General features: G+C 64.0%; 23 protein-coding genes. 14 read left to right on the top strand and 9 right to left on the bottom strand.

Going from position 1 to position 24,016, the window contains the following annotated elements:
• Positions 1–35 precede the first annotated feature (35 nt).
• From Herbaro_RS16325 to Herbaro_RS16335, 3 genes are all read left to right on the top strand, one after another.
• Positions 36–818, top strand: coding sequence for a transporter substrate-binding domain-containing protein (locus tag Herbaro_RS16325; RefSeq protein ID WP_275010668.1), 783 nt, complete (start codon positions 36–38; stop codon positions 816–818).
• A gap of 42 nt (positions 819–860) precedes the next feature.
• Positions 861–2,063: a pyridoxal phosphate-dependent aminotransferase gene (locus Herbaro_RS16330; protein WP_225201864.1), complete on the top strand. Its 1,203-nt coding sequence runs from the start codon at positions 861–863 to the stop codon at positions 2,061–2,063.
• A gap of 145 nt (positions 2,064–2,208) precedes the next feature.
• The gene (locus Herbaro_RS16335; protein ID WP_275010669.1) at positions 2,209–4,053 is read left to right on the top strand and encodes a methyl-accepting chemotaxis protein; all 1,845 of its coding nucleotides are present in this window, start codon (positions 2,209–2,211) and stop codon (positions 4,051–4,053) included.
• Positions 4,054–4,732: 679 nt separating this feature from the next.
• On the opposite strand, the gene Herbaro_RS16340 is transcribed toward Herbaro_RS16335, so the two are convergent.
• The gene (locus Herbaro_RS16340; protein ID WP_275010670.1) at positions 4,733–5,413 is read right to left on the bottom strand and encodes a hypothetical protein; all 681 of its coding nucleotides are present in this window, start codon (positions 5,411–5,413) and stop codon (positions 4,733–4,735) included.
• A gap of 589 nt (positions 5,414–6,002) precedes the next feature.
• Here Herbaro_RS16340 and Herbaro_RS16345 point away from each other — a divergent pair.
• Complete coding sequence (locus Herbaro_RS16345; RefSeq protein WP_275010671.1) at positions 6,003–6,239, top strand: hypothetical protein; 237 nt, start codon at positions 6,003–6,005, stop codon at positions 6,237–6,239.
• A 23-nt stretch (positions 6,240–6,262) separates the two neighbouring features.
• Here Herbaro_RS16345 and Herbaro_RS16350 read toward each other — a convergent pair whose 3' ends face one another.
• Entirely contained in the window at positions 6,263–7,150 is an 888-nt protein-coding gene (locus Herbaro_RS16350; protein WP_275010672.1) for a LysR family transcriptional regulator, read from the bottom strand.
• A 136-nt stretch (positions 7,151–7,286) separates the two neighbouring features.
• Between Herbaro_RS16350 and Herbaro_RS16355 the strand changes: the two genes are divergently transcribed.
• The gene (locus Herbaro_RS16355; protein ID WP_275010673.1) at positions 7,287–8,468 is read left to right on the top strand and encodes a YbfB/YjiJ family MFS transporter; all 1,182 of its coding nucleotides are present in this window, start codon (positions 7,287–7,289) and stop codon (positions 8,466–8,468) included.
• Positions 8,469–8,667: 199 nt separating this feature from the next.
• Here the strand turns inward: Herbaro_RS16355 and Herbaro_RS16360 are convergent, their stop codons facing one another.
• Both Herbaro_RS16360 and Herbaro_RS16365 read right to left on the bottom strand, forming a co-directional pair.
• Complete coding sequence (locus tag Herbaro_RS16360; RefSeq protein WP_275010674.1) at positions 8,668–9,039, bottom strand: nuclear transport factor 2 family protein; 372 nt, start codon at positions 9,037–9,039, stop codon at positions 8,668–8,670.
• 170 nt (positions 9,040–9,209) lie between these two features.
• Positions 9,210–9,521 (bottom strand): hypothetical protein, encoded by a 312-nt coding sequence (locus Herbaro_RS16365; protein WP_275010675.1) that lies wholly within the window; start codon positions 9,519–9,521, stop codon positions 9,210–9,212.
• 255 nt (positions 9,522–9,776) lie between these two features.
• Here Herbaro_RS16365 and Herbaro_RS16370 point away from each other — a divergent pair, with 255 nt between their 5' ends.
• Positions 9,777–10,829, top strand: a complete 1,053-nt coding sequence (locus Herbaro_RS16370; protein ID WP_275010676.1) for a LacI family DNA-binding transcriptional regulator — start codon at positions 9,777–9,779, stop codon at positions 10,827–10,829.
• Positions 10,830–10,854: 25 nt separating this feature from the next.
• Here Herbaro_RS16370 and Herbaro_RS16375 read toward each other — a convergent pair whose 3' ends face one another.
• Both Herbaro_RS16375 and Herbaro_RS16380 read right to left on the bottom strand, forming a co-directional pair.
• Positions 10,855–12,678: an IlvD/Edd family dehydratase gene (locus Herbaro_RS16375; RefSeq protein ID WP_275010677.1), complete on the bottom strand. Its 1,824-nt coding sequence runs from the start codon at positions 12,676–12,678 to the stop codon at positions 10,855–10,857.
• A gap of 30 nt (positions 12,679–12,708) precedes the next feature.
• The gene (locus Herbaro_RS16380) at positions 12,709–13,668 is read right to left on the bottom strand and encodes a 2-hydroxyacid dehydrogenase (protein ID WP_275010678.1); all 960 of its coding nucleotides are present in this window, start codon (positions 13,666–13,668) and stop codon (positions 12,709–12,711) included.
• A gap of 207 nt (positions 13,669–13,875) precedes the next feature.
• On the opposite strand from Herbaro_RS16380, the gene Herbaro_RS16385 reads away from it, so the two are divergent.
• The 3 genes from Herbaro_RS16385 to Herbaro_RS16395 are packed head-to-tail and all read left to right on the top strand — an operon-like array spanning position 13,876 to position 16,406.
• Positions 13,876–15,270: an MFS transporter gene (locus Herbaro_RS16385; RefSeq protein WP_275010679.1), complete on the top strand. Its 1,395-nt coding sequence runs from the start codon at positions 13,876–13,878 to the stop codon at positions 15,268–15,270.
• Between the two features lie 28 nt (positions 15,271–15,298).
• Positions 15,299–16,054 (top strand): SDR family oxidoreductase, encoded by a 756-nt coding sequence (locus tag Herbaro_RS16390; RefSeq protein WP_275010680.1) that lies wholly within the window; start codon positions 15,299–15,301, stop codon positions 16,052–16,054.
• Between the two features lie 10 nt (positions 16,055–16,064).
• Positions 16,065–16,406 (top strand): EthD domain-containing protein, encoded by a 342-nt coding sequence (locus Herbaro_RS16395; protein ID WP_275010681.1) that lies wholly within the window; start codon positions 16,065–16,067, stop codon positions 16,404–16,406.
• Positions 16,407–16,518: 112 nt separating this feature from the next.
• On the opposite strand, the gene Herbaro_RS16400 is transcribed toward Herbaro_RS16395, so the two are convergent.
• Positions 16,519–17,175, bottom strand: a complete 657-nt coding sequence (locus tag Herbaro_RS16400; RefSeq protein ID WP_275010682.1) for a DsbA family oxidoreductase — start codon at positions 17,173–17,175, stop codon at positions 16,519–16,521.
• A gap of 152 nt (positions 17,176–17,327) precedes the next feature.
• Positions 17,328–18,230, bottom strand: a complete 903-nt coding sequence (locus Herbaro_RS16405; RefSeq protein ID WP_275010683.1) for a LysR family transcriptional regulator — start codon at positions 18,228–18,230, stop codon at positions 17,328–17,330.
• Positions 18,231–18,354: 124 nt separating this feature from the next.
• Between Herbaro_RS16405 and Herbaro_RS16410 the strand changes: the two genes are divergently transcribed.
• From Herbaro_RS16410 to Herbaro_RS16420, 3 genes are all read left to right on the top strand, one after another.
• Positions 18,355–19,035, top strand: a complete 681-nt coding sequence (locus Herbaro_RS16410) for a type 1 glutamine amidotransferase domain-containing protein (protein WP_275010684.1) — start codon at positions 18,355–18,357, stop codon at positions 19,033–19,035.
• A complete protein-coding gene (locus Herbaro_RS16415; RefSeq protein WP_275010685.1) occupies positions 19,032–19,340 on the top strand; it encodes a putative quinol monooxygenase in 309 nt (102 codons plus the stop codon). The genes Herbaro_RS16410 and Herbaro_RS16415 overlap by 4 nt, the downstream gene beginning before the upstream one ends.
• A gap of 138 nt (positions 19,341–19,478) precedes the next feature.
• On the top strand, positions 19,479–20,249 hold the full coding sequence (locus tag Herbaro_RS16420; RefSeq protein WP_275010686.1) for a substrate-binding domain-containing protein: 771 nt from the start codon (positions 19,479–19,481) through the stop codon (positions 20,247–20,249).
• A gap of 9 nt (positions 20,250–20,258) precedes the next feature.
• Here the strand turns inward: Herbaro_RS16420 and Herbaro_RS16425 are convergent, their stop codons facing one another.
• A complete protein-coding gene (locus tag Herbaro_RS16425) occupies positions 20,259–21,053 on the bottom strand; it encodes a substrate-binding periplasmic protein (protein ID WP_275010687.1) in 795 nt (264 codons plus the stop codon).
• Between the two features lie 257 nt (positions 21,054–21,310).
• Between Herbaro_RS16425 and Herbaro_RS16430 the strand changes: the two genes are divergently transcribed.
• On the top strand, positions 21,311–22,246 hold the full coding sequence (locus tag Herbaro_RS16430; protein WP_275010688.1) for a dihydrodipicolinate synthase family protein: 936 nt from the start codon (positions 21,311–21,313) through the stop codon (positions 22,244–22,246).
• A 36-nt stretch (positions 22,247–22,282) separates the two neighbouring features.
• On the top strand, positions 22,283–24,010 hold the full coding sequence (locus Herbaro_RS16435; protein WP_275010689.1) for an IlvD/Edd family dehydratase: 1,728 nt from the start codon (positions 22,283–22,285) through the stop codon (positions 24,008–24,010).
• Positions 24,011–24,016 lie beyond the last annotated feature (6 nt).

Below are 24,016 nucleotides of genomic sequence, written 5' to 3' on the forward strand. Positions count from 1 at the left end.
CCCCGCTTGATTTATCGCCCATATCGCACACTTCCATGACCCATCCTCAATTTACCCAACCACCATCTAGCCCTACTGAGGGGCAAGCGACCAGGAGTCAGCTTGCGCCCAGTGGCGTGATCAAATTCGGAGTCGCGTTTGCGCCGGAGATGTCGAACTTCTTCGTCGTCAAGGACGGTGACGGCCAGCCCCGCGGTGTGACAGCCGAGTTGGGGAGAGCACTTGCAACGCAACTGCGTGTTCCAATCGATTTCTACGTCGCCCCCAATTCCGGACAACTGACCGACGCACTTGAAAGTGGGGTCATTGATGTCGCTTTCATGCCGGTCGACGAGGAACGTCGCCGACGGGTCGATTTCGGGCCGAGCTATTTCGTCCTCCAGGCGACAGGCCTGGTGCGCGGAGATTCTGGAATCAACGCCATTGCTGATCTCGACAAGCCCAGCGCCAAGGTGGCAGGCATTGCGAACACTACCACCATTCGTGGCACCGCGCGCGCCTTGCCTTCTGCAACGATCGTCTCGTCCGAGACAGTCGGTGAAGCCATGGAGATGCTGCGCGACGGTCGGGTCGATGCGGTCTCCTTGTCGCGCGATGTATTGGCTTTATACCAGGCAGGGATTCCTGGTTCGCGCATTCTGGACGGCCATCTTCACAGCGCGGGGATTGCGATCGCCGTGCCCAAGAAGCGGCCGCTGGCGCTGTCCTATGTTTCTGCATTTCTTGAAGACGCCAAGGCGTCCGGGCTCGTCCGAAAACTGTTTGATGACGCCGGCCTGGTCAACGACAAGGTCGCCCCGGCTGAAAGCACCAACTGAGATCAATGCAATAACCCTATCGCACACGAAACAGGTCAAATCATGCCAATACTTGCAAAACGCGCCACCGAAATCAAACCGTCGCCGACCATGGCAATGAGCGCACTTGCCGCTGAAATGAAGCGCGCGGGCCGCGATGTCATTCCCCTGAGCCTGGGTGAGCCGGACTTCCACACGCCGCAACACATCAAGGATGCGGGTATTGAGGCGATTCGCACCGATTTCACGAAATACACCGCAGCGGACGGCTTCGCGCCCCTGAAGAAAGCAATCATCGCTAAACTCGCGCGCGAAAATGGCGCGAGCTACGCCGCTGACCAGATTGTGGTCGGTAGCGGCGCCAAGGTGATCATCTATGCGGCCATGCTTAGTGTCGTTAATCCCGGAGACGAAGTCGTTATCCCCGCGCCGTATTGGGTCACCTATCCGGATCATGTAGAACTGGCCGGCGGAAAGCCAGTGTTCGTGGTGGGTGAGGAATCGACCGGGTTCAAGATCACGCCGCAATCATTGGCGAGCGTTCTCAACGCGAAGACTCGCGCAATTATCTTCAATTCGCCTAGCAATCCATCGGGGGCCATTTATACCGAAGATGAGATTCGTGCGCTGGCGGAGGTCCTGAAGAAATATCCCGATGTCTGGATTGTGACTGACGAACTTTATGAACATCTCGCCTACGATGGAGAGAAAACGGCAACGTTCGCGCAAATCATCCCGGAATTCTCTGACCGCATTATCACGATCAACGGCTTCTCCAAGGGCTACGTCATGACGGGCTGGCGTCTGGGATTCGCTGCCGGCCCCAAGAAAGTGATGAAGGCCATCGGCGATCTACTCAGCCAATTGACCGGCAGCCCGAGCAGCATTGCTCAAGCTGCGGCTATCGCGGCTCTCGAAGGTGACCAATCCTTCCTGTCCGCAAATCGCGAAGTGTTCGAGGCGCGCCGCAATTTCGTGGTGGAGCGCCTGAACAAGGTGCCGGGACTTTCGGCCATCAAGCCAGCCGGAACCTTCTACGTTTACATCAACTGCCGTGACTGGATCGGCCGTACTAGCGGGGCGGGACGGAAGTTGAGCACGGATGTCGCCATTGCCGAGGCCCTTCTTGATGAAAGTGAGATGGCGGCTGTGCCAGGCGAAGTATTCGGTCTAAGCCCCTTCTTCCGCATCTCCATTTCCCTCGAAATGGCGCTTCTTGAAAAAGCAATGGACAGGTTCGATGCATTTGCCAAGGCTATGCGCTGATCCGAGCCATCTCGAGGGCCGCATCTATGCGGTGCGGCCTTCTTGGCGATTGCTTGAATATATCAAGAATCAGACTGATGTCTGATCAGCCCCTCACATGCGGTTCTGTAGCGGCGTCGCATTGGCTGGCGCTGCATCACTGCACATGGCGCCATCCGGCCAAAATCAATCCATAGATGAGGAAGTGATGTTGCTGTCTACACTGCGTGCCCGCTTGATCGCGGTCTGCGTAGCCACCGTGCTGACCGGAATGTTGAGTATGGTTGGCGCGAACTACGTCACAACACGATCACAGTTGCTTGAACGTCTGGAAGTGCAGACGCGCCAGCTGGCCGATAGCCACGCGGCGACCATCGCTGCCTGGATTCAATCTAAAAAGTTGGTTGTGTCTTCCATCGTGCAGTCCACTGGAGAGGAAGATGCCGTTCCGGCACTCAAGGCTGCTCGACAGGCCGGTGGATTCGATGACGCCTACATCGGCTATCAGGACAAGCGTGCTTCGTTTTCGCAGTCGCGGAGCAGAGCGCCGGACTACGATCCAACAAAGAGGCCCTGGTTTGTAAAGGCATCGGAGGCTTCAATCCCAGTCGTCACCTCCCCCTACGTCAGTGCCAGCACCGGAAAATTATTGGTGACATTTGCTGAGGCCGTACGATCAGAGAACAAGGTCATCGCGGTCGCCTCCGCCGACGTGCTCCTTGATACAGTCGTTCAGATCGTGGTCGGTATCAAAGCTACGCCGAATAGTTTTGCATTCTTGGTCGATAGTGCCGGCAAGATCATTGCCCATCCCGATTCTGCACTTGCACTAAAGCCGGTATCGGACATTGATCCAGGATTGAATTCCGGATTTTTGTCTGAGTTAGAACGTTCTCAACGAAGCAAATATGTGGAGTTGGACGGGAAGGCCGTGATGCTTCAGGCAGTTAGCGTACCTGGTACTGACTGGAAATTGCTGATTGCCCTGGATCGTGCTGATGTAATGCGGCCATTGAAGGAGATGTTGATTTCGTCGGTGCTGATCGCCGCACTGATTGCCTGCGCTGCTTCTGCCTTGCTGGGCGCACTGATCGCAAAGGCTTTGGTGCGCCTGGGACTCGTGCGCGATGCGCTGAATGACATTGCCAGCGGCGAAGGTGATTTGACGCAGAGAATCGACGCAAGCGGGATTGATGAGCTCGCGCAAATTGCGCGGGCCTTCAATCAGTTTGTCCAAAAGATATCGAATCTTTTGCGGGAAATAAGGACGTCGAGTGAAATCATTAAGATCGCGTCCAGTGAAATCGCACATGGCAATGCAGATTTATCGGCAAGAACAGAATCCCAGGCTGGCGCTCTGGAGGAGACCGCGTCCGCGATGGAGGAGCTTACCTCTGGAGTGCAACAGAATTCCGATAACGCCCATCAGGCGAACACGTTGGCCGCGGGGGCTTCCAGAGTAGCTGCTCAGGGAGGCGACATGGTAAGCCGCATGGTCGATACCATGATTGGCATAGATGCCTCGTCCAAAAGGGTCGTCGAGATCATTGCGGTGATTGACGGCATTGCATTTCAGACCAATATCCTTGCACTCAATGCGGCGGTTGAGGCGGCCCGTGCCGGCGAGCAGGGACGGGGATTCGCGGTGGTGGCGAGCGAAGTGCGAGTCTTGGCGCAGCGGTCTGCACTCGCGGCAAAAGAGATTGCTGGCTTGATCGGTGACTCTACGCGGCAGGTTTCGGAAGGCAGCTTGCTGGCGACCCAAGCGGGAACAACGATCCAAGAGGTTGTTGCCAGCGTTCAAAGAGTCAGTTCAGTGATGGCCGAAATCAGTGCGGCAAGCGCCGAGCAGGATCGCGGTGTTGGTGAAATCAATGCCGCAATCTTGCAGATGGACGAGGTGACGCAGAGGAATGCCGCTCTGGTGGAAGAAGTAGCCGCCGCGGCGCATTCCCTTCAAGGGCAAGCATTCAAGCTATCTGAGCTTGTTAACGTCTTCACACTAGATTGATGGCTGAGTGCTGTTTTTTGCGGATGTCAGCGTTCGCCCCCCCGAGGCGGCAACAGCAAGACAGGCGAGTGGCGACCAGTTAAGTCCATAGAAGTTGTCCTCTGGTAGTGTTTTGGCGAGGCTGTGGAGCCTCGCCATTTTTTTCTCAATGAGAAAAACTATTCTTCGAAAGTTTCGCGAGCCTACGCCCCGAATCTTTCATACCACCGAAAAATTAACGTGGGGCAACCAGAAATTTCTGCTTTTGTGAATGTCTGTTTCTGGCCGATTGTGGACGTAGTGCGCCGCACTTTATCATCGCCCGCGCCACCTGGCTATTTTGTGGGCTATTGGACGAAACCCGCTCCAATGAAATCAAGCACTTGCCGACACCTACCGACGGTTTTAATAACCGCCTGCCCTGCCTTAACCCACTGATTTTTAAATTCTTTTAGCCAGTAGCGCAGCTATTTCGCAATCAGTAGGTCGACGGTTCGATTCCGCCCATCAGCACCAATATATAAGGGGTTCCGGCTTATGCCGGAGCCCATTGGGCCATGGAATTGCCTCCGGCCACGATCACATCCAAAAAAAAGCCCGCAAATGCGGGCTTTTTTTGGCCTATATATCAGCTTCCGGCCCGTCACAGACTCAGAAGAATGTGAAAGTACGAAATCTGATGGCAATGGATGTGGAGGGTTTATTTTGCAAACTGAATCTGAGGCAGATTGAGCTCCCCTCCCAGGGAAAACACGGAATCTTTGACCGCCTTGTGCAGTGCCTCTCCCCAAGAAACGAGCGCCTCCGGCACCTCATGCACGTCTTCAGCTTCACTTCGCACAATTGGCAATCCCAGGAATTTCTTGGTGGTCATCAGATTGACGTTCAAATACGTCCCCCCTTGCGACCCGTATTGTGTACGGAGTGAATAGCCGCTGGTGAACAGCTGAATATTTTGCTGTTTAAGAGCGGTTATCACCTCGGATTCTTCCTTGTAGAACTTGAACGGAGAAAAGGCGCCGTTCACCACCAGGCAATCACGGGTATCCGGCTGCTTATTACTTCCGAAATCGTTCGTGTAGTACTGGGGTCTAGCGTCAGGGCATTTTTGGCTGATCCATCTGATCCGGCTCCCTCGCCCACCCTCGGTGCTGGTGATACTAAGCAACGCGCTCACGCTGCCATTGCTGTCGACCAACTTAAAAACCTTGGTGCGGAGGGGCATCTTTTTGTACTGATCAAATATGAGATTCCCGTCAAACTCTGTCAGTAATGACCAGCTCCCCTCCGGCATTTTCAAATTGGTTCGGCCGATCTCTTCGGCTACACACGGATTCATCAGAAAACCGGCCATGATCCAAATGACGCTATTTTTCTTCACTCTCCCATTCCCCCCCGGATTATTAGTATTTACGGCGCAGCACTGGCCCCAGGCCAGTACCGCCATCCTTACCAAGTTTTACATTCGTTCCTGACAAAATGCTGATGCGATATGCCCTTTTCGGTAACTGGGACTGATCGGGTCATGGAATTGCTTCCGGCCACGACCATATCCAATGAGAAAACCCGCAAGTGCGGGCTTTTCCCTATGCGCGACAAGCCTGTCCGTGACCGCAAACAGTCGCTCCCCCTCCCCCTGCGTTTCGCACACGATGAAAAACCATGAACAGACCACCCCCTCCCTCCTGATAGTCAGGTAAGTTCAGTTCAGCGCATACTTGGCATGTCTACGTCGCAGAGCATTTTGTATGGATTTTGTCTTCTAGACCTGTCATACATGGATTGGTTAGAATTCAATCCATGGGGACAGCGCCAAGCGCTTTCTGCTTTTCAGGCTGATAGCGCTGGCGCTACGCTGCATTGGTCGCCGAGATTAACGAAGGGTTTGACTGTGGTGGTATCCGATAACGCTCGGGCAACCAGAGTGTTATCGGATTTTTTTGTCGCTCCCAAAAAATGGAAACAAAACGATGGACTGGGTACCGATAGTCTTCATTGTGTTCAAGGCCCTCGTGCTCGTCACGGGGATGTTCTTCGCCATCAAGTGGCATTACGATCAAGGGAAGAAGGGCAAGGTGAACGAGAGGCGCGCTGTGCTGCGCGCGGGTGGCAAGGTGGCCGCACTCTTTGTGATATTGCTCCTGGTCCTGGGCGTCGCCACCTTTTTCCTCAGCAGCGAGCTCGGTTTGGACCTGACTTTCCCTTGATGGAAAAAATACGCGGCCGGTAGTCAGTCGCCTGTCCCCGTCGTGCCGTCACGGATTGCAGCGGCGAGGAAATCCGCGACGGTTCGAACCCGCGCGGTGCCGCGCAAGTCAGGGTGCATGACCAACCAGACATCGTAATCGCGCTTGCGCGCACGCTGCGGCCAGACGCGTATCAGGCCTTCGGCTTCGCCCATGTGCAAAGGCATTTCCCCCAGGCCGATGCCGGCGGCAACCGCCCGCCGCAACATCAGGCTGGAATTCATCAGCGCCACGATGTTGCCTTCGCGTGCGGGCTCATCTACCAGCGAAAACATTTTCCCCGACTCGGTGTAAGGCTTGTAGGCCACGATGTCATGGCCGGAAAATTCGGCGCCGGGATCCGGTACGCCATGCCGCGCCAGATAGTCCCGGCTGGCGAACAGGCCGACCGGCCAGCGCGCGATCCGGCGCACCACCAGATCCGGATTGTCCGGTTTGACATTGCGGATCGCGATGTCGCTTTGCCGGCGCGGCAGGCTCAGCATCTGTGTCGATACCTCGATATCGACGGTGATGCCGGGATGCAGGCGGCGCAAGGCGCCCAGCGCCGGCAGCAGGAAGTCGACGGTGATGGAGTCGGTGCTGGTGATGCGTACCGCACCGCTGAGCGCGTCGTCCTGCCCCTCCAGCTTGCTCTGCAATTCAAGTGCGGCGCTTTCCATCCTGCGCGCCATCGCCAGCGCCGTCTCACCGGCGGCCGTCAGCAGATAGCCCTCCGAGGAGCGCAGGAACAATACGCTGCCCAGGTCCTTCTCCATCGCCGCGATGCGGCGCCCTACCGTGGCCTGGTCCACGCCGAGTACGCGCGCAGCGCCGCGCAGGCTGCCTTCTCGGCTCAAGGCCAGAAAAATACGGGTATCGTCCCAGTTCATGATGGCAATCCGATGCAAAAACGCATCTCTTACAAGAGAAATTGCTGCAACTATACATCTTCCTGCCCCGCTATCCTGTCTCCATATCGTGCATGAGGCGCCGTGTGCGGTGCCTGCGCACCATGAAAGGATTGATATGGATATCGCACATCCCGCTGCCGCCCGCAGCTATTTCCCCGCCATCCTTGCCGGCCTGGCCGCCAGCCTTGTCGGCATCGGCCTGGCGCGTTTTGCCTATACGCCGCTGCTGCCGGCCATGATCCACGACCATTGGTTCGAGGCCACGCAGGTGGCCTTCCTGGGGGCCGCCAATCTCGCCGGTTACCTGATCGGGGCCTTGTCGGGCCGCGCCATGGCGCGCTATGCCTCACCGGTCCGCGTGTTGCGGCTGGCGACGCTGCTGGCGTCGGCGTCTTTCCTTGCTTGCGCCTTTCCGCTGTCGGAGTCCTGGTTCTTCTGCTGGCGACTGCTGTCCGGCGTCGCCGGCGGCGTGATCATGGTGCTGGTGTCGGGCGTGGTGCTGCATCGCGTGCCGCGCAACAAGAAAGGGATCGCCAGCGGCGCGATCTTCTTCGGCGTCGGCCTGGGGGTGGCAATCTCCGGCACGCTGGTGCCCGCGATGCTGACCATCAGCCTGCAGGCCGCCTGGCTCGCGCTGGGCGCCGTATCGCTGGCGTTGACCGCGCTGAGCTGGAACGCCTGGCCGGACGACGCCCATACGCAGGTGCGCAGCATGAGTGCCATGAAGAAGGCGCAGGGGTCGCGAGCGCTGGGCATCCTCTTTGCGCAGTACGCACTGGCGGCGGCAGGCCTGGTGCCGGAGATGATGTTCCTGGTCGACTACGTGGCCCGCGGGCTCGGTCACGGCACCGGCCTTGGCGCGGCCGCGTGGATCGCCTATGGCGTCGGCGCGATGGCCGGCCCCGTGCTGTATGGCATGGCGGCTGACCGCTGGGGTGCGCGCCGTTCGATGGTGGTTGCACTCGCCGTGCAGGCTGTCGCCGCAACTGGCCTGACCCTCGGCGGCAACGTGCTGTCGCTGATCGCGCTGGCCGCCGTGATCGGATCATTCCCTGCCGGCGTGGTGCCGCTTGCGCTGGGACGCCTGCATGACCTGGTCGACGACGTCCATCAGCGCGAAGCCACGTGGAGCCGCCTGACCGTGGCGTTCGCCCTGGCGCAGGCCGTCGGCGGCTATCTGTATTCAGCGGTGTATGCCTGGACCGGCGGCCGCCATGTGATGACCTTCTGGATCGGCGGCGCGGCGTTCGCTGCGGCGCTGGCGCTCACGGCCTGGACGCGGGAATCCAAATCCTGAACGGAGGGCGGCCAAGCGCCCTTGCTAGGCCCTCCTCCTGGGCGGTCAGTTCCGGTTTCAACCTCGGCTTTAGCCAAGTATCGGTCTTGATCCAGCCCCCCCAACCGCAACGTTCCTGCCATGCGCGTAGCTCAGCAAACGGCATTCACCGATGGGAGCCCCCGTCGCGGGCGACAGGAACAGAGTCAAGTAGTCCCGCTCAGGAGACCAACGTCCCTTGATGAAACACGATTTTCCATCCGCCATCTCCCCTCCTCCACAATGTCGTCCTTCGCGTCAGCCGGCCAGGCTGCTGCAGCAGGTAGTTGAGTTGGTAGAGATCGTCGGCCAGCTGCCGTACGCGGAATTCGCTGCAGGAAAAGACGTCCTCTTCCTGCGCGTCGTAACGCGCCAATAAGGTCTCGATGACAACACCGCGGCTGTAGACATTGCCGCTTGCACCGATCTCCCAGAAATCGTCGGCTGTCATCTCTAACAGTGCCTCGCGACTGGTCCCATATTCCGGACGATGGAAAATGGGCTCGCGGGCGCTGAGTTCGGCAAGCACCGTGTCCAGCGTGGATATTGGCATTGGGTTTCCTCCTATCGTGCTTCATCTTCGGGGTGCGCCGCTATTTATTGCGGGAGCATGTGAGCCCGACCTGTGAATACTTGGAACATCGAGCATATATCGCAATCGTTTTAATTAGGGGGAGCATTTCTTCCGCCCTTCAATCTTGAATGCCACGCGCCGGCGCTTGGTTATTTGGAAGCCCCCAGCCAGATTGCCACGAAAAAATCGAATATGACAATCAGCACGATCTGCGCCAGGACAATCACCAACATCTCCAGCGCCGCGGCCACTCGCCGCCCCTTGGGATAACCGAGCCATTTCACGCCCAACAGCGAGATCCAGATAAAGCACAGCGCAATATTGGAGACAAACGTCAGCTGCGGGAAAAATGACGACTCTTTCCAGCCGTGCAGCGAGCGGTTCAGGATGTCGGCGAAGTTGATCAGGAACGGGCCCAGAAAAGCAGTGATGCCCCAGGCAGTACGAGAAGAAACAGGCATGCTATCCCTGCGGAAAAGAATGGGTTCGTGAATTGCATATCGGCACTCTCTCGCGGCCCGTGGCCGCCAGCGAGGGCATTGTGTTTCGCTCCTTCACGCGGCGCAAAGGCGCTCGATGAAACACCCCGTTCCTCGTTCGATTCCGATTCAGAGATAGTTATTTTTAAGCCGCACGTTATACTTCAACGCTCCAGCATTCCTACGCCCAAACCGATTGCCATGACGTCTGCCGTCCCCCCCCGCACTCCCGTCCGCATGGCCGATGTCGCCGAGCTGGCGGGGGTATCGAAGATGTCGGTATCGCGCGTGCTCACCGGGCAGCAGGTGAGCGACGATATCCGGGCGCGGGTCTTGAAGGCGGTGAAGGACACCGGCTATGTGGCCGATGCGGTGGCGGGGGCTTTTTCTTCGGGCAAGAGCAATGTCATCGCGGTGTTCGTGCCGTCGCTGACCAGCTCCAACTTCGCCGAGACCGTGCGCGGCATCAACGATGTGGTGGAGGGCGGCAACCTGCGGCTGCTGCTGGCCAATACCGATTACCTGATCGAGCGCGAGGAGTCGCTGCTGCGCGCCCTGCTGGGCCACCAGCCGCGCGGGGTGATCCTGACCGGGGGCAAGCACACCGCCAAGACGCGCACCCTGCTGCAACGGGCCAATGTGCCTATCGTGGAAACCTGGGAGATCCCGCCCAAGCCGCTGGACAGGGTGGTCGGCTTCTCCAACTCGGAGGCGGCGGCGGCCATGGCGCAGCACCTTTACCAGCGCGGCTACCGGCGCATCGGTTTCGTGGGCAGCGCGTCGCACCTGGATACGCGCGGCAACGCGCGGCGTGAAGGTTACCTCAAGGCGGTGGCGGCGGCGGGCCTGCATGCGCCGCGCGATGTGATCCCCAGCGAATGGGGCGACGACATGGCCCACGGTCGCGCCATGGGCCAGGGCGCCAGCGCGCTGCAGGCGATGCTGGACCAATGGCCGGACACCGACGCCATCATGTGCAACAGCGACATCCACGCGTTCGGCGTGATCATGGCCTGCCATCGGCGCGGGCTGACCGTTCCCAAGGACGTGGCGGTGGCCGGCTTCGGCGACTTCGAGGTGTCGCGCCATTGCTACCCCAGCATCACCACCGTCTCGGTCAATCCCTACGCGATCGGCAAGCTGGCCGGGGAATCGCTGCTGGCGGCGCTGGAGAGCACGGAGCCGCCCAACGCCTCGCGCCGCCTGATCGCCGCCAACCAGCGCCCCGCGGCCGACGTGCCCAAGCTGATCCGCATTCCCTACGAGATCATCGCGCGCGAGAGCGCCTGAGGGGCGCCCTCGCCTTCTTCCCTGCTTAGTGGTTGTGGCGTGACTCGCCGCGCTGGATGACGATGTCCTGGTAGGGAATCGCCGGCTCCAGGCAGGCGCCGGTGTGGTGCTGGCCGACCATGCTGCGGTAGATCTCTTCCCACGGCGTCTTGTGCTCCAGCGGGCGCGGCACATAAGCGGCGCGGCGCGCGGCCATCTCTTCATCGGAAATCAGCACGTCCACCTTGCAGGCGGTCAGGTCGATGCGCAGGCCGTCGCCGGTCTTGAGCAGCGCCAGGTTGCCGCCCACCGCCGCTTCCGGCGACACGTTCAGGATCGAGGGCGTGGCGCAGGTGCCGCTCTGGCGGCCGTCGCCCAGCGTGGGCAATTGCGAGATGCCTTTCTTGAGCAGCGCCGCCGGCGGCTGCATGTTGACCACTTCGGCGCCGCCCGGGAAGCCGACCGGGCCGCAGTTGCGGATCACCAGCACCGAGCGCTCGTCCACTTCCAGCGCCGGGTCGTCGATGCGCTGGTGATAGTCCTCGGGCCCCTCGAACACCACGGCGCGGCCCATGAAGACGTTCGGATGCTCCGGGTCGGACAGGAAGCGCTTGCGGAAGGCGTCGTCGATCACGCTGATCTTCATCACCGCGCTTTCGAACAGGTTGCCCGACAAGACCACGTAGCCGGCCGAGGGCTTGAGCGGCTTCTCATAGGCGCGGATCACTTCGCGATCCGGCTCTTCCACCTTCTCTAAATCTTGCGCCAGGGTCTTGCCGGTGACGGTGGTCACGGTGGTGTCGAGCTTGCCGGCGTCGCGCAGTTCACGCATCACCGCCGGCACGCCGCCGGCGCGGTGGAAGGCCTCGCCCAGGAAGCGGCCGGCCGGCTGGCAATCCACCAGCAGCGGGATCTCCGGGCCCAGGCGTTGCCAGTCGTCCAAGGTATGGTCCACGCCCATGTGGCGGGCGATCGCCACCATGTGGATCGGGCAGTTGGAGGAGGCGCCCAGCGCGGCGGCGGCCACCACCGCGTTCTCGAAGGCGCCCTTGGTCATGATGTCGGAGGGACGCAGGTTCTCGGCCACCATGCCGACGATGCGCGCGCCGGTGTGGTACGCCATCCAGCCGCGCTCGCGGTGCGGCGCCGGCGGCGCGGCGCAACCGGGCAGCGACATGCCCAGCGCCTCGGCCAGCGAGTTCATCGACAGCGCCGTGCCCATGGTGTTGCAGTGGCCGGCCGAGGGTGCGGAAGAGGAGACCTCATCCATGAAGGTGTCGTAGTCGATCTCGCCGGTGGCGTGGCGCTTGCGCGCGTCCCAGATCACGGTGCCGGAGCCGGCCAGCTTGCCCTTCCACCAGCCGTCCAGCATCGGCCCGCCGGACAGCACGATGGCCGGGATATTGACGGTGGCCGCCGCCATCAGGCAGGCCGGAGTGGTCTTGTCGCAACCGGTGGTCAGCACCACGCCGTCCAGCGGATAGCCGTGCAGGATCTCCACCAGGCCGAGGTAGGCCAAGTTGCGATCCAGCGCCGCCGTCGGGCGCTTGCCGGTCTCCTGGATCGGGTGCACCGGAAACTCCAGCGGGATGCCGCCGGCGTCGCGGATGCCGTCGCGCACGCGCGAAGCCAACTGCAGGTGATGGCGGTTGCAGGGCGAGAGGTCGGAGCCGGTCTGGGCGATGCCGATGATGGGCTTGCCCGACTGCAGCTCCTCGCGCGTGATGCCGTAGTTCATGTAGCGCTCCAGATAGAGCGCGGTCATGCCGGGATCGGACGGATCGTCGAACCAGCGGCGGCTGCGCAGGCGCTGCGCGCCGTCGGTGTTGGCGGCCTGGGTGCCGTCTGCGGCATTGGGAAGCTTGGACATCGTGGGTCTCCTGTATCGGTGATGTGGCACTCAGGCGCGGGCCAGGTGCATGGTGAATTCGGTCGGCAGCGCGCTGCCGCTGAAGAAGGCATCGAGATTATCGCGCACCAGGCGCGCCATCGCAGCGCGCGTCTCCACGGTGGCGCTGGCGCGGTGCGGCTGGAGCAAGACGTTGGGCAACGCCAGGAAGCGAGGGTCGATGGCAGGCTCGTTCCAGAACACGTCCAGCGCGGCGCCGCGGATGCCCCGGCGCTCCAGGCACGCCAGCAGCGCGGGCTCGTCGATGATGCTGCCGCGCGCGATGTTGATCAGGAAGCCGTCAGCGCCCAGCGCGTCGAACACTTCGCGACCGATGGCGCCGCGCGGCATCTGGTCGGCGGCGGCGCAGACCATCAGGAAGTCCACCCCGGCCGCCAGCTCGGCCATGCCGCCGACGTAGCGATAAGGCACGTCGTCGAAGCGCAGCTTGTCGTGATAGTGGACCTGCATGTCGAACGCCTCGGCGCGGCGCGCGACGGCCCGTCCCACGCGCCCCAGCCCGATGATGCCCAGGCGCTTGCCGAACACGCGCGTGGTCAGGGGAATCTGCGCCTGCCCCCATTGCCCGGCGCGCGTCAACGCATCGCAGCGCGCCACGTCGCGCGCCGCCGCCAGCATCAGGGCGATGCCGAGGTCGGCCACGTCGCCGGTCAGCACGTCGGGCGTGTTGGTGACGCGGATGCCCTTGGCGGCCGCATGCGCCAGGTCGATGGCGTCGACCCCGACGCCGTAGGAGACGATGATCTCCAGCCTGGGCAGCGCATCGATGAGCTGCGCGCTCGCGCCCGACTCGCCGTTGGTGGCCAACACCCGCAGGCGCGGCGCCAGCTCGGCCAGCAGGCGCTCGGGCTGCGGCGACTGGGACAACACATGCAGGTCGTACTTCCCCGCGAGCAACTCCATATCTGCCTGTGGGTAAGGCGTCACGACCAGCAATTCTTCCTTGTGCACGTCAATCTCCTCATGTTAAATTTTGACCTGAATGGTTACCGGTAACCAATTCTAAACAAAAATAACGCCGCCTTCGAGGGATTTTTTCTTGCGGCGGCGCACCGGAAACGGCAAGCCAGGCTCGCGCCCGCCGCCACAAGCGGCATTGGATGGCATCAGCGGCCCTGGCATGACCATGACGCGATGCGATAACAATGGAGACAAGACATGCCAACCGACCACCAGGCCGCCTATGCGGCCGGCTCATCCTTTTCCGCACCACCTGTATCGACTTCCACTGAGGCCGCCCCGGTCTCGCCCGAGCAACTGCGGCGAGCGATCCTGACCAGCGCGGTCGGCAGCGCGCTGGAGTACTACGACTTCGCCATCTTCGGGCTGGCCACGGCGCTGATCTTCAGCCATGTGTTCTTCTCCACCCTGGACGCCAATGCCGGCCTGCTGGCCAGCTTCGCCACCTATGGCGTGGGCTTCCTGGCGCGCCCGCTGGGCGGCCTGTTCTTCGGTTCGCTGGGCGACCGCAAGGGACGCAAGTACGTGCTGCTGGTGACCATCGCCATCATGGGTGTGTCCACCACACTGGTCGGCCTGTTGCCGGCCGGCCCGGCCGGCGCGATCGGCCTGGTGGTGCTACGCCTGATCCAGGGCTTCGGCGCGGGCGCCGAGCAGGCCGGCGCTTCCACGCTGATGGCCGAGGTGGCGCCCGCGCGCCGGCGCGGCTTCTTCGCGGCCCTGCCCTTCGTCGGCATCTTCGCCGGCTTCGGCATCGCCACGGCCACCTTCAGCATCATGCAGCACATGCTGGACCAGGCCACCATCCTGGCCTGGGCCTGGCGCATCCCGTTCCTGGGCAGCGTGGTGCTGATCGCCGTGGCGATCTGGATCCGCCTGCGCCTGCGTGAAAGCCCCACCTTCAAGGCGCTGGAAGGCCAGCGCAGCGTGGCCCGTTCGCCCATGACGCTGGTCATGAAGGAAGCCCGTCGCCCGCTCCTGGCGGCGGTGCTGATGCGCTTCGCCGAACAGGGCGGCTCGACCATCTACACCACCATCGTGATCGCCTTCCTGGGCAGCGTGGTGGCGCCGCGCCACGGCATCTCGCCGGCCGACATGAGCCGCATCGGCACCACCGGCGCGCTGGTGGCCACGCTCTCCAGCGTGGTCACCACGCCCTTCTTCGGCGCGCTGTCGGACCGCCTGGGCCGCCGCACCGTCTACCGCTGGGGCGCCATCTTCATGCTGCTGTGGGCGCTGCCGGCGTGGTGGATGGTCAATACGGGCGACCCGACCTGGGTCACCGTGGCCATGGTCGGCGGCCTGGCGCTGGGTTCCAACAGCATGCTGGGCGCGCAGTGCGCGCACTTCGCCGAGCTGTTCGGCAACCGCTACCGCTACTCGGGCGTGGCGCTCGCGCGCGAGGTCGGCGCGGTGCTCTCGGGCGGCCTGGCGCCGATCCTCGGGATCTACCTGATCGGCAAGGCCGGCGGCGCGTTCTGGGTAATGGGCGTCTATACCGTCGTGCTGTCGGCGCTGACGCTGGTGGGCGTGGCGCTGTCGGTCGAAACCCGCGGACGCGACCTGACCGCCCTCGACGACGCCGTGCGCTGATTCACTCAACCAACTTCGGGAGATATCCATGTCCGCAAAATACGCCCTGGTCACCGGGGCCAGTTCGGGAATCGGCCGCGCCGTGGCGCTCGGCCTGCTGGAGGCCGGCTACCACGTGGCGCTGGCGGCGCGCAACCGGCCGGCGCTGGAGGCGGTGATCGCCGAGGCCGGCCCGCAGGCCGCCCGGCGCGCGCTGGCCGTCAGCGCAGACGTCGGCGACGCCGCCTCGGTCGAGGCGTTGTTCGCCCAGGTGGAAGCGCAGTGGGGCCGGCTCGACCTGCTGTTCAACAACGCCGGCGTGTTCACGCCGCAGAGCTCGATCGAGGATCTCGCCGTGGACGACTGGAAGAAAGCCGTCGACATCAACCTGACCGGCTCCTTCCTGTGCACGCGGCAAGCGTTCAGGCTGATGAAGAAGCAGGCGCCGCAGGGCGGGCGCATCATCAACAACGGCTCGATCTCTGCGCACGCGCCGCGTCCGCGGGCGGCCGCCTACACGGCCACCAAGCACGCCATCACCGGCCTGACCAAGGCGGCCTCGCTGGATGGGCGCGCCTACAACATCGCCTGCGGCCAGATCGACATCGGCAACGTGGTCAGCGACATGAGCGAGCTGATGGCCAAGGGCACGCTGCAGGCGGACGGCTCATTGAAGGTGGAGCCGCGCATGGGCATGGACAACGTGGTGCGCGCCATCCTCTACATGGACAGCCTGCCGCTGGACGCCAACGTGCAGTTCATGACCGTGATGGCCAGCCACATGCCCTTCATCGGACGCGGCTAGGAGGATGGCGATGGCAAGCGACAATGGACTGACCCGCTGCGCCTTCTTCCAGGGGCGCATTCGTCCCGGCATGGAAGCGGCGTTCCGACAATACGTGCAAGACACCATGGTGCCGCTGTGGTCGCGCTTCCCGCATCTGCGTGAATTGAGGGTGAGCGGCCAGGAGAGCTCCGACGTCTGGGAGCCGGCCTATCCGCTGGTGATGGCGATGCGCTTCGACAGCCATGCGGAACTGGAACAGGCGCTGGCCTCGCCGGCGCGCGCCGAAAGCCGCCGGGCCTCGGCGCAATTGCTGGAGATGTTCGAGGGCACGGTGTTCCACACGGTCTTCAACAACATCCACATGGCCTGAAGAAAGACACACGCTTTACCGACAAGCGCTGCTGCCAGTTGTGCTTGCTCCTTGGGGGGATATTCCGGAAGGGATAGCCCCCTTTTTTGATCACGCCGCCGCGGGCGCTTGATCACGCCGCCGCGGGCGCGGCGAGGATGGCGCGCAGCTGCTGCTCGAAGGCCTCCGGCGGCTGGCCGCCCTCGATCAGGTAGCGGTCGTTGACGATCACGGCCGGCACGCTGCGTATGCCGCGGCTGGCCCAGAGCGCCTCCTCTTCCTTCACTTCCTGCGCGAAGCGGTCCGAGGCCAGCACCGCGCGCGCCTGGGCGCCGTCCAGCCCGGCCGACTCGGCCAGCGCGGCGAGCACGCCGACGTCATCGATCTTGAGGCCGTCGGTGAAGTAGGCCTTAAGCAGCGCGCGCTTCAAGGTCACCTGCTTGCCCTCCTCCTTGGCCCATGCCAGCAGGCGATGGGCGTCGAAGGTGTTGTAGACGCGCGAGGCGTCGTCGCGGTTCATGGCGAAGCCGACCGTCGCCGCCCGCAGCCGGATCTGCTCGCGGTTGGCGCGCGCCTGCTCGGGCGAGATCCCGTATTTCCCGGTGATGTGCTCCAGTTGCTCCTGGCCATCGGCCGGCATGTTGGGATTGAGTTCGAAGGGATGGAAGGTGATGTCGGCGACAGCCTCCTGGCTGATGCGCTCCAGCGCGGCGTCCAGGCCGCCCAGGCCGACGGCGCACCAGGGGCATACCACGTCGGAGACGAAATCGATTTTCAGGGTCTTGCTCATGATCGGGCACCTCAGGGGTTGGCGCTGCGCACCCTCGGGCGCGAGCGGATGACGGATGGCATGGGCACATGTTACTGAAATCCGGCGCGCCGGTGTTTTCACCGCCCGCTTCTCAATGCGCGGGAGCAGTCCGGCCGCCGTTCAGCCGCCGCTCACCCCCCGTTCTCGCGCGCGCTCTCCAGCAGGAAGTCCCGCAACAGGCGCGCGCTCGGCCCCACTTTCTGCGAGTGCACCAGGTAGATCTCCAGCGGCGCGGTCTGCGCCTCCGGCAGCACCTGCACCAGTTCGCCGGAGGCGATCAGCGCGGCCGCGTCATAGGCCGGCAGGCGGGCGAGGCCTTCGCCGGCCAGCACGAAGGCCAGGCGCGAGGCGGCGCTGTCGGTGGCGATGTCGCCGCGGATGGCGACCTGGAAGTCTTGCTCGCCGGCGCGCACCGTCATGCTCTTCTGGCTGGGCGGGTAGACCACCCAGCGATGCTGGTCGAGCTCCTGCACGGTAGCCGGGGCGCGGTAGCGGCGCAGGTAGGACGGCGCGGCGCACAGCATGGTCGGCTCGCGCACCAGGCGGCGCGCCACCAGCGAGGAATCGGCCAGCGGCCCGGCGCGCACCGCCAGTTCCATGCCCTGCTGCACCAGGTCGACGTTGCTGTCGTTCATCGCCACGTGCAGGCGGATGGCGGGATAGCGGCGCCGGAATTCCAGCAGCGCCGGCAGGATGCGCTTGTTGCCGAAGTGATGCGAACAGGTGATGCGCACTTCGCCGCGCGGCTCGGCGCGCAGCAGCTCCATGCCGCGAATGCCGTCGTGCGCTTCGTCCAGCAGCCGTTCGCAGTGCACGCGGAAGGCTTCGCCGGCCGGCGTCAGGCTGAAGCTGCGCGTGCTGCGCTGGGCCAGCGGCACGCCCAGCTTGGTTTCAAGCGCGCGCACATGATGGCTGACCACCGCGCGCGTCAGGCCCAGGGCGCGGGCGCCGGCGGCGAAGCTGCCGGCCCGCACCACCGTGGCGAAAACCGCCATGGCGCGCAGTTCGTCGAGGATGGGCGAGGCGTCGGCCATGGTCTATTGTATTATTTAGTTTGACATTGAGTCATCATATCAGGATCTACCGCGCATGAGCCGGCTTCCTTATAGTTTGCCTTACCCGCACTGAGTCGGGCTTTCAGACAAAAGGAGCTTCATCATGAGCATCAAAACTGTCCTGTTTATTTTGACAAATGCGGGCGAGATCGGCCCCAACAAGCGCGCCACCGGTTACTTCTTCCCGGAAGTCGCCCACCCGCTGGAGGTGTTCGAGCACGCCGGCGTGGCCGTCGAGTACGCCTCGCCGCTGGGCGGCACGCCGCCGGAAGACGGCTACGACGCCAACGATCCGGCGCAGCTGGCCTTCCGCAACAGCCTGGCGATCCGTCGCATGGCCAGGAGCCGCAAGCTCTCCGAGGTCGACGTGCTGGACTACGACGCCATCTTCTTCCCCGGCGGCCTGGGCCCGATGGTGGACATCGCCGCCGATCCCGAGGTCAAGCGCGCCATCGCCCGCGCCTGGGATGCCGGCAAGATCGTCTCGGCCGTGTGCCACGGCCCGGCCGCCTTCCTGGGCGTGACGCTGGCCGACGGCAGCCCGCTGCTGCGCGGTCGCAAGCTGACCTCGTTCTCCAATGAAGAGGAAGCCAACTATGCCCAGGCCGACGTGCCCTTCCTGCTGGAAGACGCGCTGCGCGCCGAAGGCGCCCACTACAGCGCGACCGATCCGTGGCAATCCAGGGTGGTGGTGGACGGCCGCCTGCTGACCGGCCAGAATCCCGCCTCCGGCGGCCCGCTGGCGCAAGCCATCGTCAAGGCCTTCAACGAGGTGCAGCCATGAGCGCCGCCGACGCCATCACCGTGGTCGCGCGCTGGCAACCGGCCGGCAACGCCCTGGGCGAAGTGCTGTCGCTGGCCGCGGAAATGCGCAAGCGCTCGCTGCAAGAGCCCGGCTGCCTGGGCTACGAGGTGTACCGCAGCCCCGAGGCGCCGGACACGGTTCTGCTGGTGGAGCGCTACCGCGACGCCGCCGCGCTGGAGGCGCACAAGCAGTCGCCGCATTACCAGGCGCTGGTGGTGGAACTGGTGCTGCCGCTGCTGGCCGATCGCAAGGTCGACCTGCTGCGCGCCTGGGTTGCGCCGTAAGCGGCGGCCGGCGCGGCGCCACAAGCCTGCGCGCGGCCAGGCCGACGGGTCCGAACGCTTGCCGGCGTCGGACCCGTTTTTTTTGTCCGGAGCTGCGATAATGCATCGCCCCTCGCCGACCCTTTGACGGAGAACGCCATGCCTACGCCCCGCCTACGCGCCACCCTCGCCGCATCCCTCCTGATCGCCGCCACCCTTCAGGCCGGCGCCCGCGCCGACGACCTGAAGATCCTGGCGGCCGGCGCAATCGCCCCGGTGGTGCGCGCCGTCGCCGCCGATTTCGAGCAGCGCAGCGGCGTGCATGTGACGGTCGAGAACGCCACCGCCGGCGTGATGGACAAACGCATCCGCGGCGGCGAGGCCTTCGATGCGGCCGTGGTGCCGGACGGTGTGCTCGACAAGCTGGGCCGCGACCGTTACGTGCAGCCCGGGAGCGCGCGGCCGATCGCCCGCGTGGGCATCGGCGTGGCCGTGAAGGAAGGCGCGCCGGCCCCGGCCATCGCGACCGTGGCGCAGTTTCGCCGCGCCCTGCTGGATGCCCCGTCGGTGGCGCTGATCGATCCGCAGGCCGGCGGCTCCAGCGGCATCTACCTGGAGTGGCTGTTCTACAAGCTGGGCATCGCCGCGCAGATGCGCGCCAAGCAGGTGCTGGTGCCGGGCGGACTGGTGGCGCAAAAGCTGGTGGACGGCAGCGCCGCGCTGGCGCTGCACCAGGAGAGCGAGATCCTGCAGGTCAAGGGCGCGCGCCTGGTCGGCCCGCTGCCGGCGCCGATCCAGAGCTACACCACCTATGCCGGGGCGATCGGCTCGCACGCCGCGGCGCCCGCCGCCGCCCACGCCTTCCTGACCCTGTTCGCCGCGGCCCCGGCGCGCGAGGAGATGCAGCGGCACGGCATGACGCCGCAATGATGGCGACGCCTACTTCGGCGCCGCTGTCGCCACGTGCGCATTGATCTTCATTTCCGCCGCCTGCCGCTCCAGCACCGCGCGCAGCTCGCCGCGGCTTTGCATCAGCTCCAGTTGCGCGTTGATGCGCGGCAGGTATTTCACGCAGGGGCTCGCCTTGCTCAGCGCGATGAAATTGTCGGTCTCGCTGACGTAGGGCCGCAGCGCGACGAAACGGTCGCTTTGATTGGTCTGGCTCAGGTAGACCTGGCCGTTGTAGTAGCCGGTGACGAGATAGTCGATGCTGCCTGAATCCAGCTTGGTGAAGTTCATGTAGACCTTCTGCGCCGACTGCACCGTAAGGTGCTCGCGCAGGAACTCGTCGAAGCCGCCGCCGAACTGGTTGCCCTGCGTGACGGCGCCGCGCTTGCCGACCAGGTCCTGCCAGCCGGCATAGGCGAAGCGCCGCTCGCGCGCGACGAAGACCGCGATCGGATTGGAGAACAGCGGCACCGAGGTATAGGCCAGGTATTGCAGGCGCTCGGGCGTCTTCTTCAGCGATGCCACCATCGCCACGTCGCCGCTCTCGGCCTCCTTGAGCACCCGATGGAAGGGGCCGACGTAACGTATCTCGAAGGGAATCTCCAGCGCCGTCAGCGCGCGCCGGGCGATCTCGATGCTGGCCCCGGTCAGTTGCTTGCCGTCGTACCAATGCAAGGGCGCGTAATCGGAGTCGGCCGAGACCACCAGCTTGGTGCATTCGGCCGCGCGGGCCGGGGTGATGACTGCCATCGTCGCCAGCAGCAGGGCCGGCAGGAAAGTCTTCATGGCGTCTCCTCATGGCGTCTGCGGTATGCGTGGCGGCAACATGCCGCCCGCCTCCCTGTTCTTCTTGTTGTTACGATCCAGCATAAACAGCGCCGCCGCGCGATGCAACCGCGCGCGCATCTTTGCTGCGGCATGCGGGGCGGCGCCGCAACAGCAAACAGGCCGGAACAAAAAAACTTTTTGCTCTGAACATCGCCGCAGCCGCTTCTTCCCCGTTGTTGCCCTTGGAATACTTTTGCTATTTCAAAGGAAGCCGCATGAGCGCCACCCAGCCCCCTCGCATCAAAGGCGTACTGTCCCCGGTACTGACGCCCTTTGGTCCCGACCTCGAACCCGATGCCCGCGCCTTCGTCGCCCACTGCCGCTGGCTGGTGCGCCAGGGCGCGGGCCTAGCCGTCTTCGGCACCAACTCCGAGGCCAACTCGCTGTCGGCCGACGAGCGCATCGCGCTGACCGATGCACTGCTGGAGTCGGGCGTGCCGCCGGCGCTGCTGATGCCCGGCACGGGCACCTGCGCCCTGCCCGACACCGTGCGCCTGACGCGTCACGCGGTGCGCGCCGGCGCGGCCGGGGTACTGATGCTGCCGCCGTTCTACTACAAGAATGTCAGCGACGACGGCCTGTTCGCCTATTTCTCGGAGGTGATCGAACGTGTCGGCGAGAGCCGGCTGGCGGTCTACCTGTATCACTTCCCGGCGATGTCGGCCACGCCGGTCTCGCTGGCGCTGATCGAACGGCTGTTGAAGCGCTATCCCGGCACGATCGCCGGCGTGAAGGACTCCTCCGGCGACTGGGCCAACATGGAGGCCATGATCCGCAATTTCGGGCAGGACGGCTTCGACGTCTTCCCCGGCGCCGAGACCTTTCTCAACCGCGCCATCGAAGCCGGCGGCGCCGGCTGCATCAGCGCCACCGTCAACGTCAACCCGGCGGCCATCGTCGCCATCTGGCGCAGCGAGGATGCGCAGCAGCGCCGCCTCCTGCAGGACCGCGCCGACGCCATCCGCAAGATCTTCCAGTCGCAGCCGATGATCCCCGCCATGAAACATGCGATCGCGCACTGGTCCGGCCGGCGCGACTGGCGCACGGTGCGCCCGCCGCTGGCGGCGTTGAGCGATACTGCGGGTGCGGCGCTGGCGGCGCAGCTGGAAGCGGCCGGCTTCGGCATTCCGGATGCGCATGAGCTGGCCTGAACGCCCTTGCGATAATCACAACGACAGGAGACCGACATGAGCAAAACAGAGAAGCCGGACACAGGAATGCAGCGCGGCTTGACCTCCTACGGCGACCGCGGATTTTCGCTGTTCCTGCGCAAGGCATTCATCAAGGGCGCGGGCTATACCGACGAGGCGCTGAACCGGCCGGTGATCGGCATCGTCAACACCGGCAGCGCCTACAACCCTTGCCACGGCAACATGCCGCAGCTGATCGAGGCGGTCAAGCGCGGCGTCATGCTGGCCGGCGGCTTGCCGATGGACTTCCCCACCATCTCCATCCATGAGAGCTTCGCCGCGCCGACCTCGATGTACCTGCGCAACCTGATGTCGATGGATACCGAGGAGATGATCCGCGCCCAGCCCATGGATGCGGTGGTGCTCATCGGCGGCTGCGACAAGACCGTGCCGGCGCAGCTGATGGGCGCGGCCTCGGCCGAGATCCCCGCGATCCAGCTGATCACCGGTTCCATGCTGACGGGCTCCCATCGCGGCGAGCGCGTGGGCGCCTGCACCGATTGCCGCCGTTACTGGGCCAAGTACCGCGCCGAGGAGATCGACGACGACGAGATCGCCGACGTCAACAACCAGCTGGTGGCCAGCGTGGGCACCTGTTCGGTGATGGGCACGGCCAGCACCATGGCCTGCATCGCCGAGGCGCTCGGCATGACGGTGCCCGGCGGCGCCACGCCGCCGGCGGTGACGGCCGACCGCATCCGCGTGGCCGAGGAGACCGGCGCGCGCGCCGTGGCGCTGGCGGGAAGCGGGCTGACAGTGGGCAAGATCCTCACCGAAAAGGCCTTCGACAATGCGCTGCGCATGCTGCTGGCCATCGGCGGCTCGACCAACGCCATCGTGCACCTGGCCGCCATCGCCGGCCGCGTCGGGCTGGAGATCGATCTCGCCCGGCTCGACCGCATGGGCCGCGAGACGCCGGTGCTGCTGGACCTCAAGCCCACCGGCGCGCATTACATGGAAGACCTGCACAAGGCTGGCGGCGTGGCCACGCTGCTGCGCGAACTCAAGCCGCTACTGCACCTCGACGCGATGACGATCAACGGCATCACGCTGGGCGAGCAGCTGGAGGCGCAAGGCCCGGGCTTCAGCCAGGACGTGGTGCGCAGCTTCGACCGGCCGATCTTCCCGCAGGGCGGGCTGGCGGTTTTGCGCGGCAACCTGGCGCCGGGCGGCGCCATCATCAAGCAATCGGCAGCCGATCCCAAGCTGATGGAGCACGAGGGCCGCGCCGTGGTGTTCGATAACCTGCAGGACCTGGCCGAACGCATCGACGACGAGGCGCTGGACGTGCGCGCCGACGACATCCTGGTGCTCAAGAACATCGGCCCGCTGGGCGCGCCCGGCATGCCCGAGGCCGGCTACATCCCGATCCCGCGCAAGCTGGCGCGCGCCGGCGTGAAGGACATGGTGCGCATTTCCGACGGCCGCATGAGCGGCACCGCCTTCGGCAGCATCGTGCTGCACGTCACGCCCGAGGCCGCCATCGGCGGTCCGCTGGCGTATGCGCGCAGCGGCGACCGCATCCGGCTGTCGGTATCGCGGCGCGAGATTTCATTGCTGGTATCTGAGCAGGAGCTGGAACAGCGCCGGCAGCAGCAGCCGGTGGTCAAGCCGGTCGCCGGACGCGGCTACCGCAAGCTGTTCCTGGAGAACGTGACGCAGGCCGACCAGGGCGTGGACTTTGAATTCCTGCGCGCGGAAAAGCTGCAGCGCAAGACGCCCTGAGTTGCT

The sequence above is a fragment of the Herbaspirillum sp. WKF16 genome (assembly GCF_028993615.1).
Taxonomy (GTDB): Bacteria; Pseudomonadota; Gammaproteobacteria; order Burkholderiales; family Burkholderiaceae_D; genus Herbaspirillum.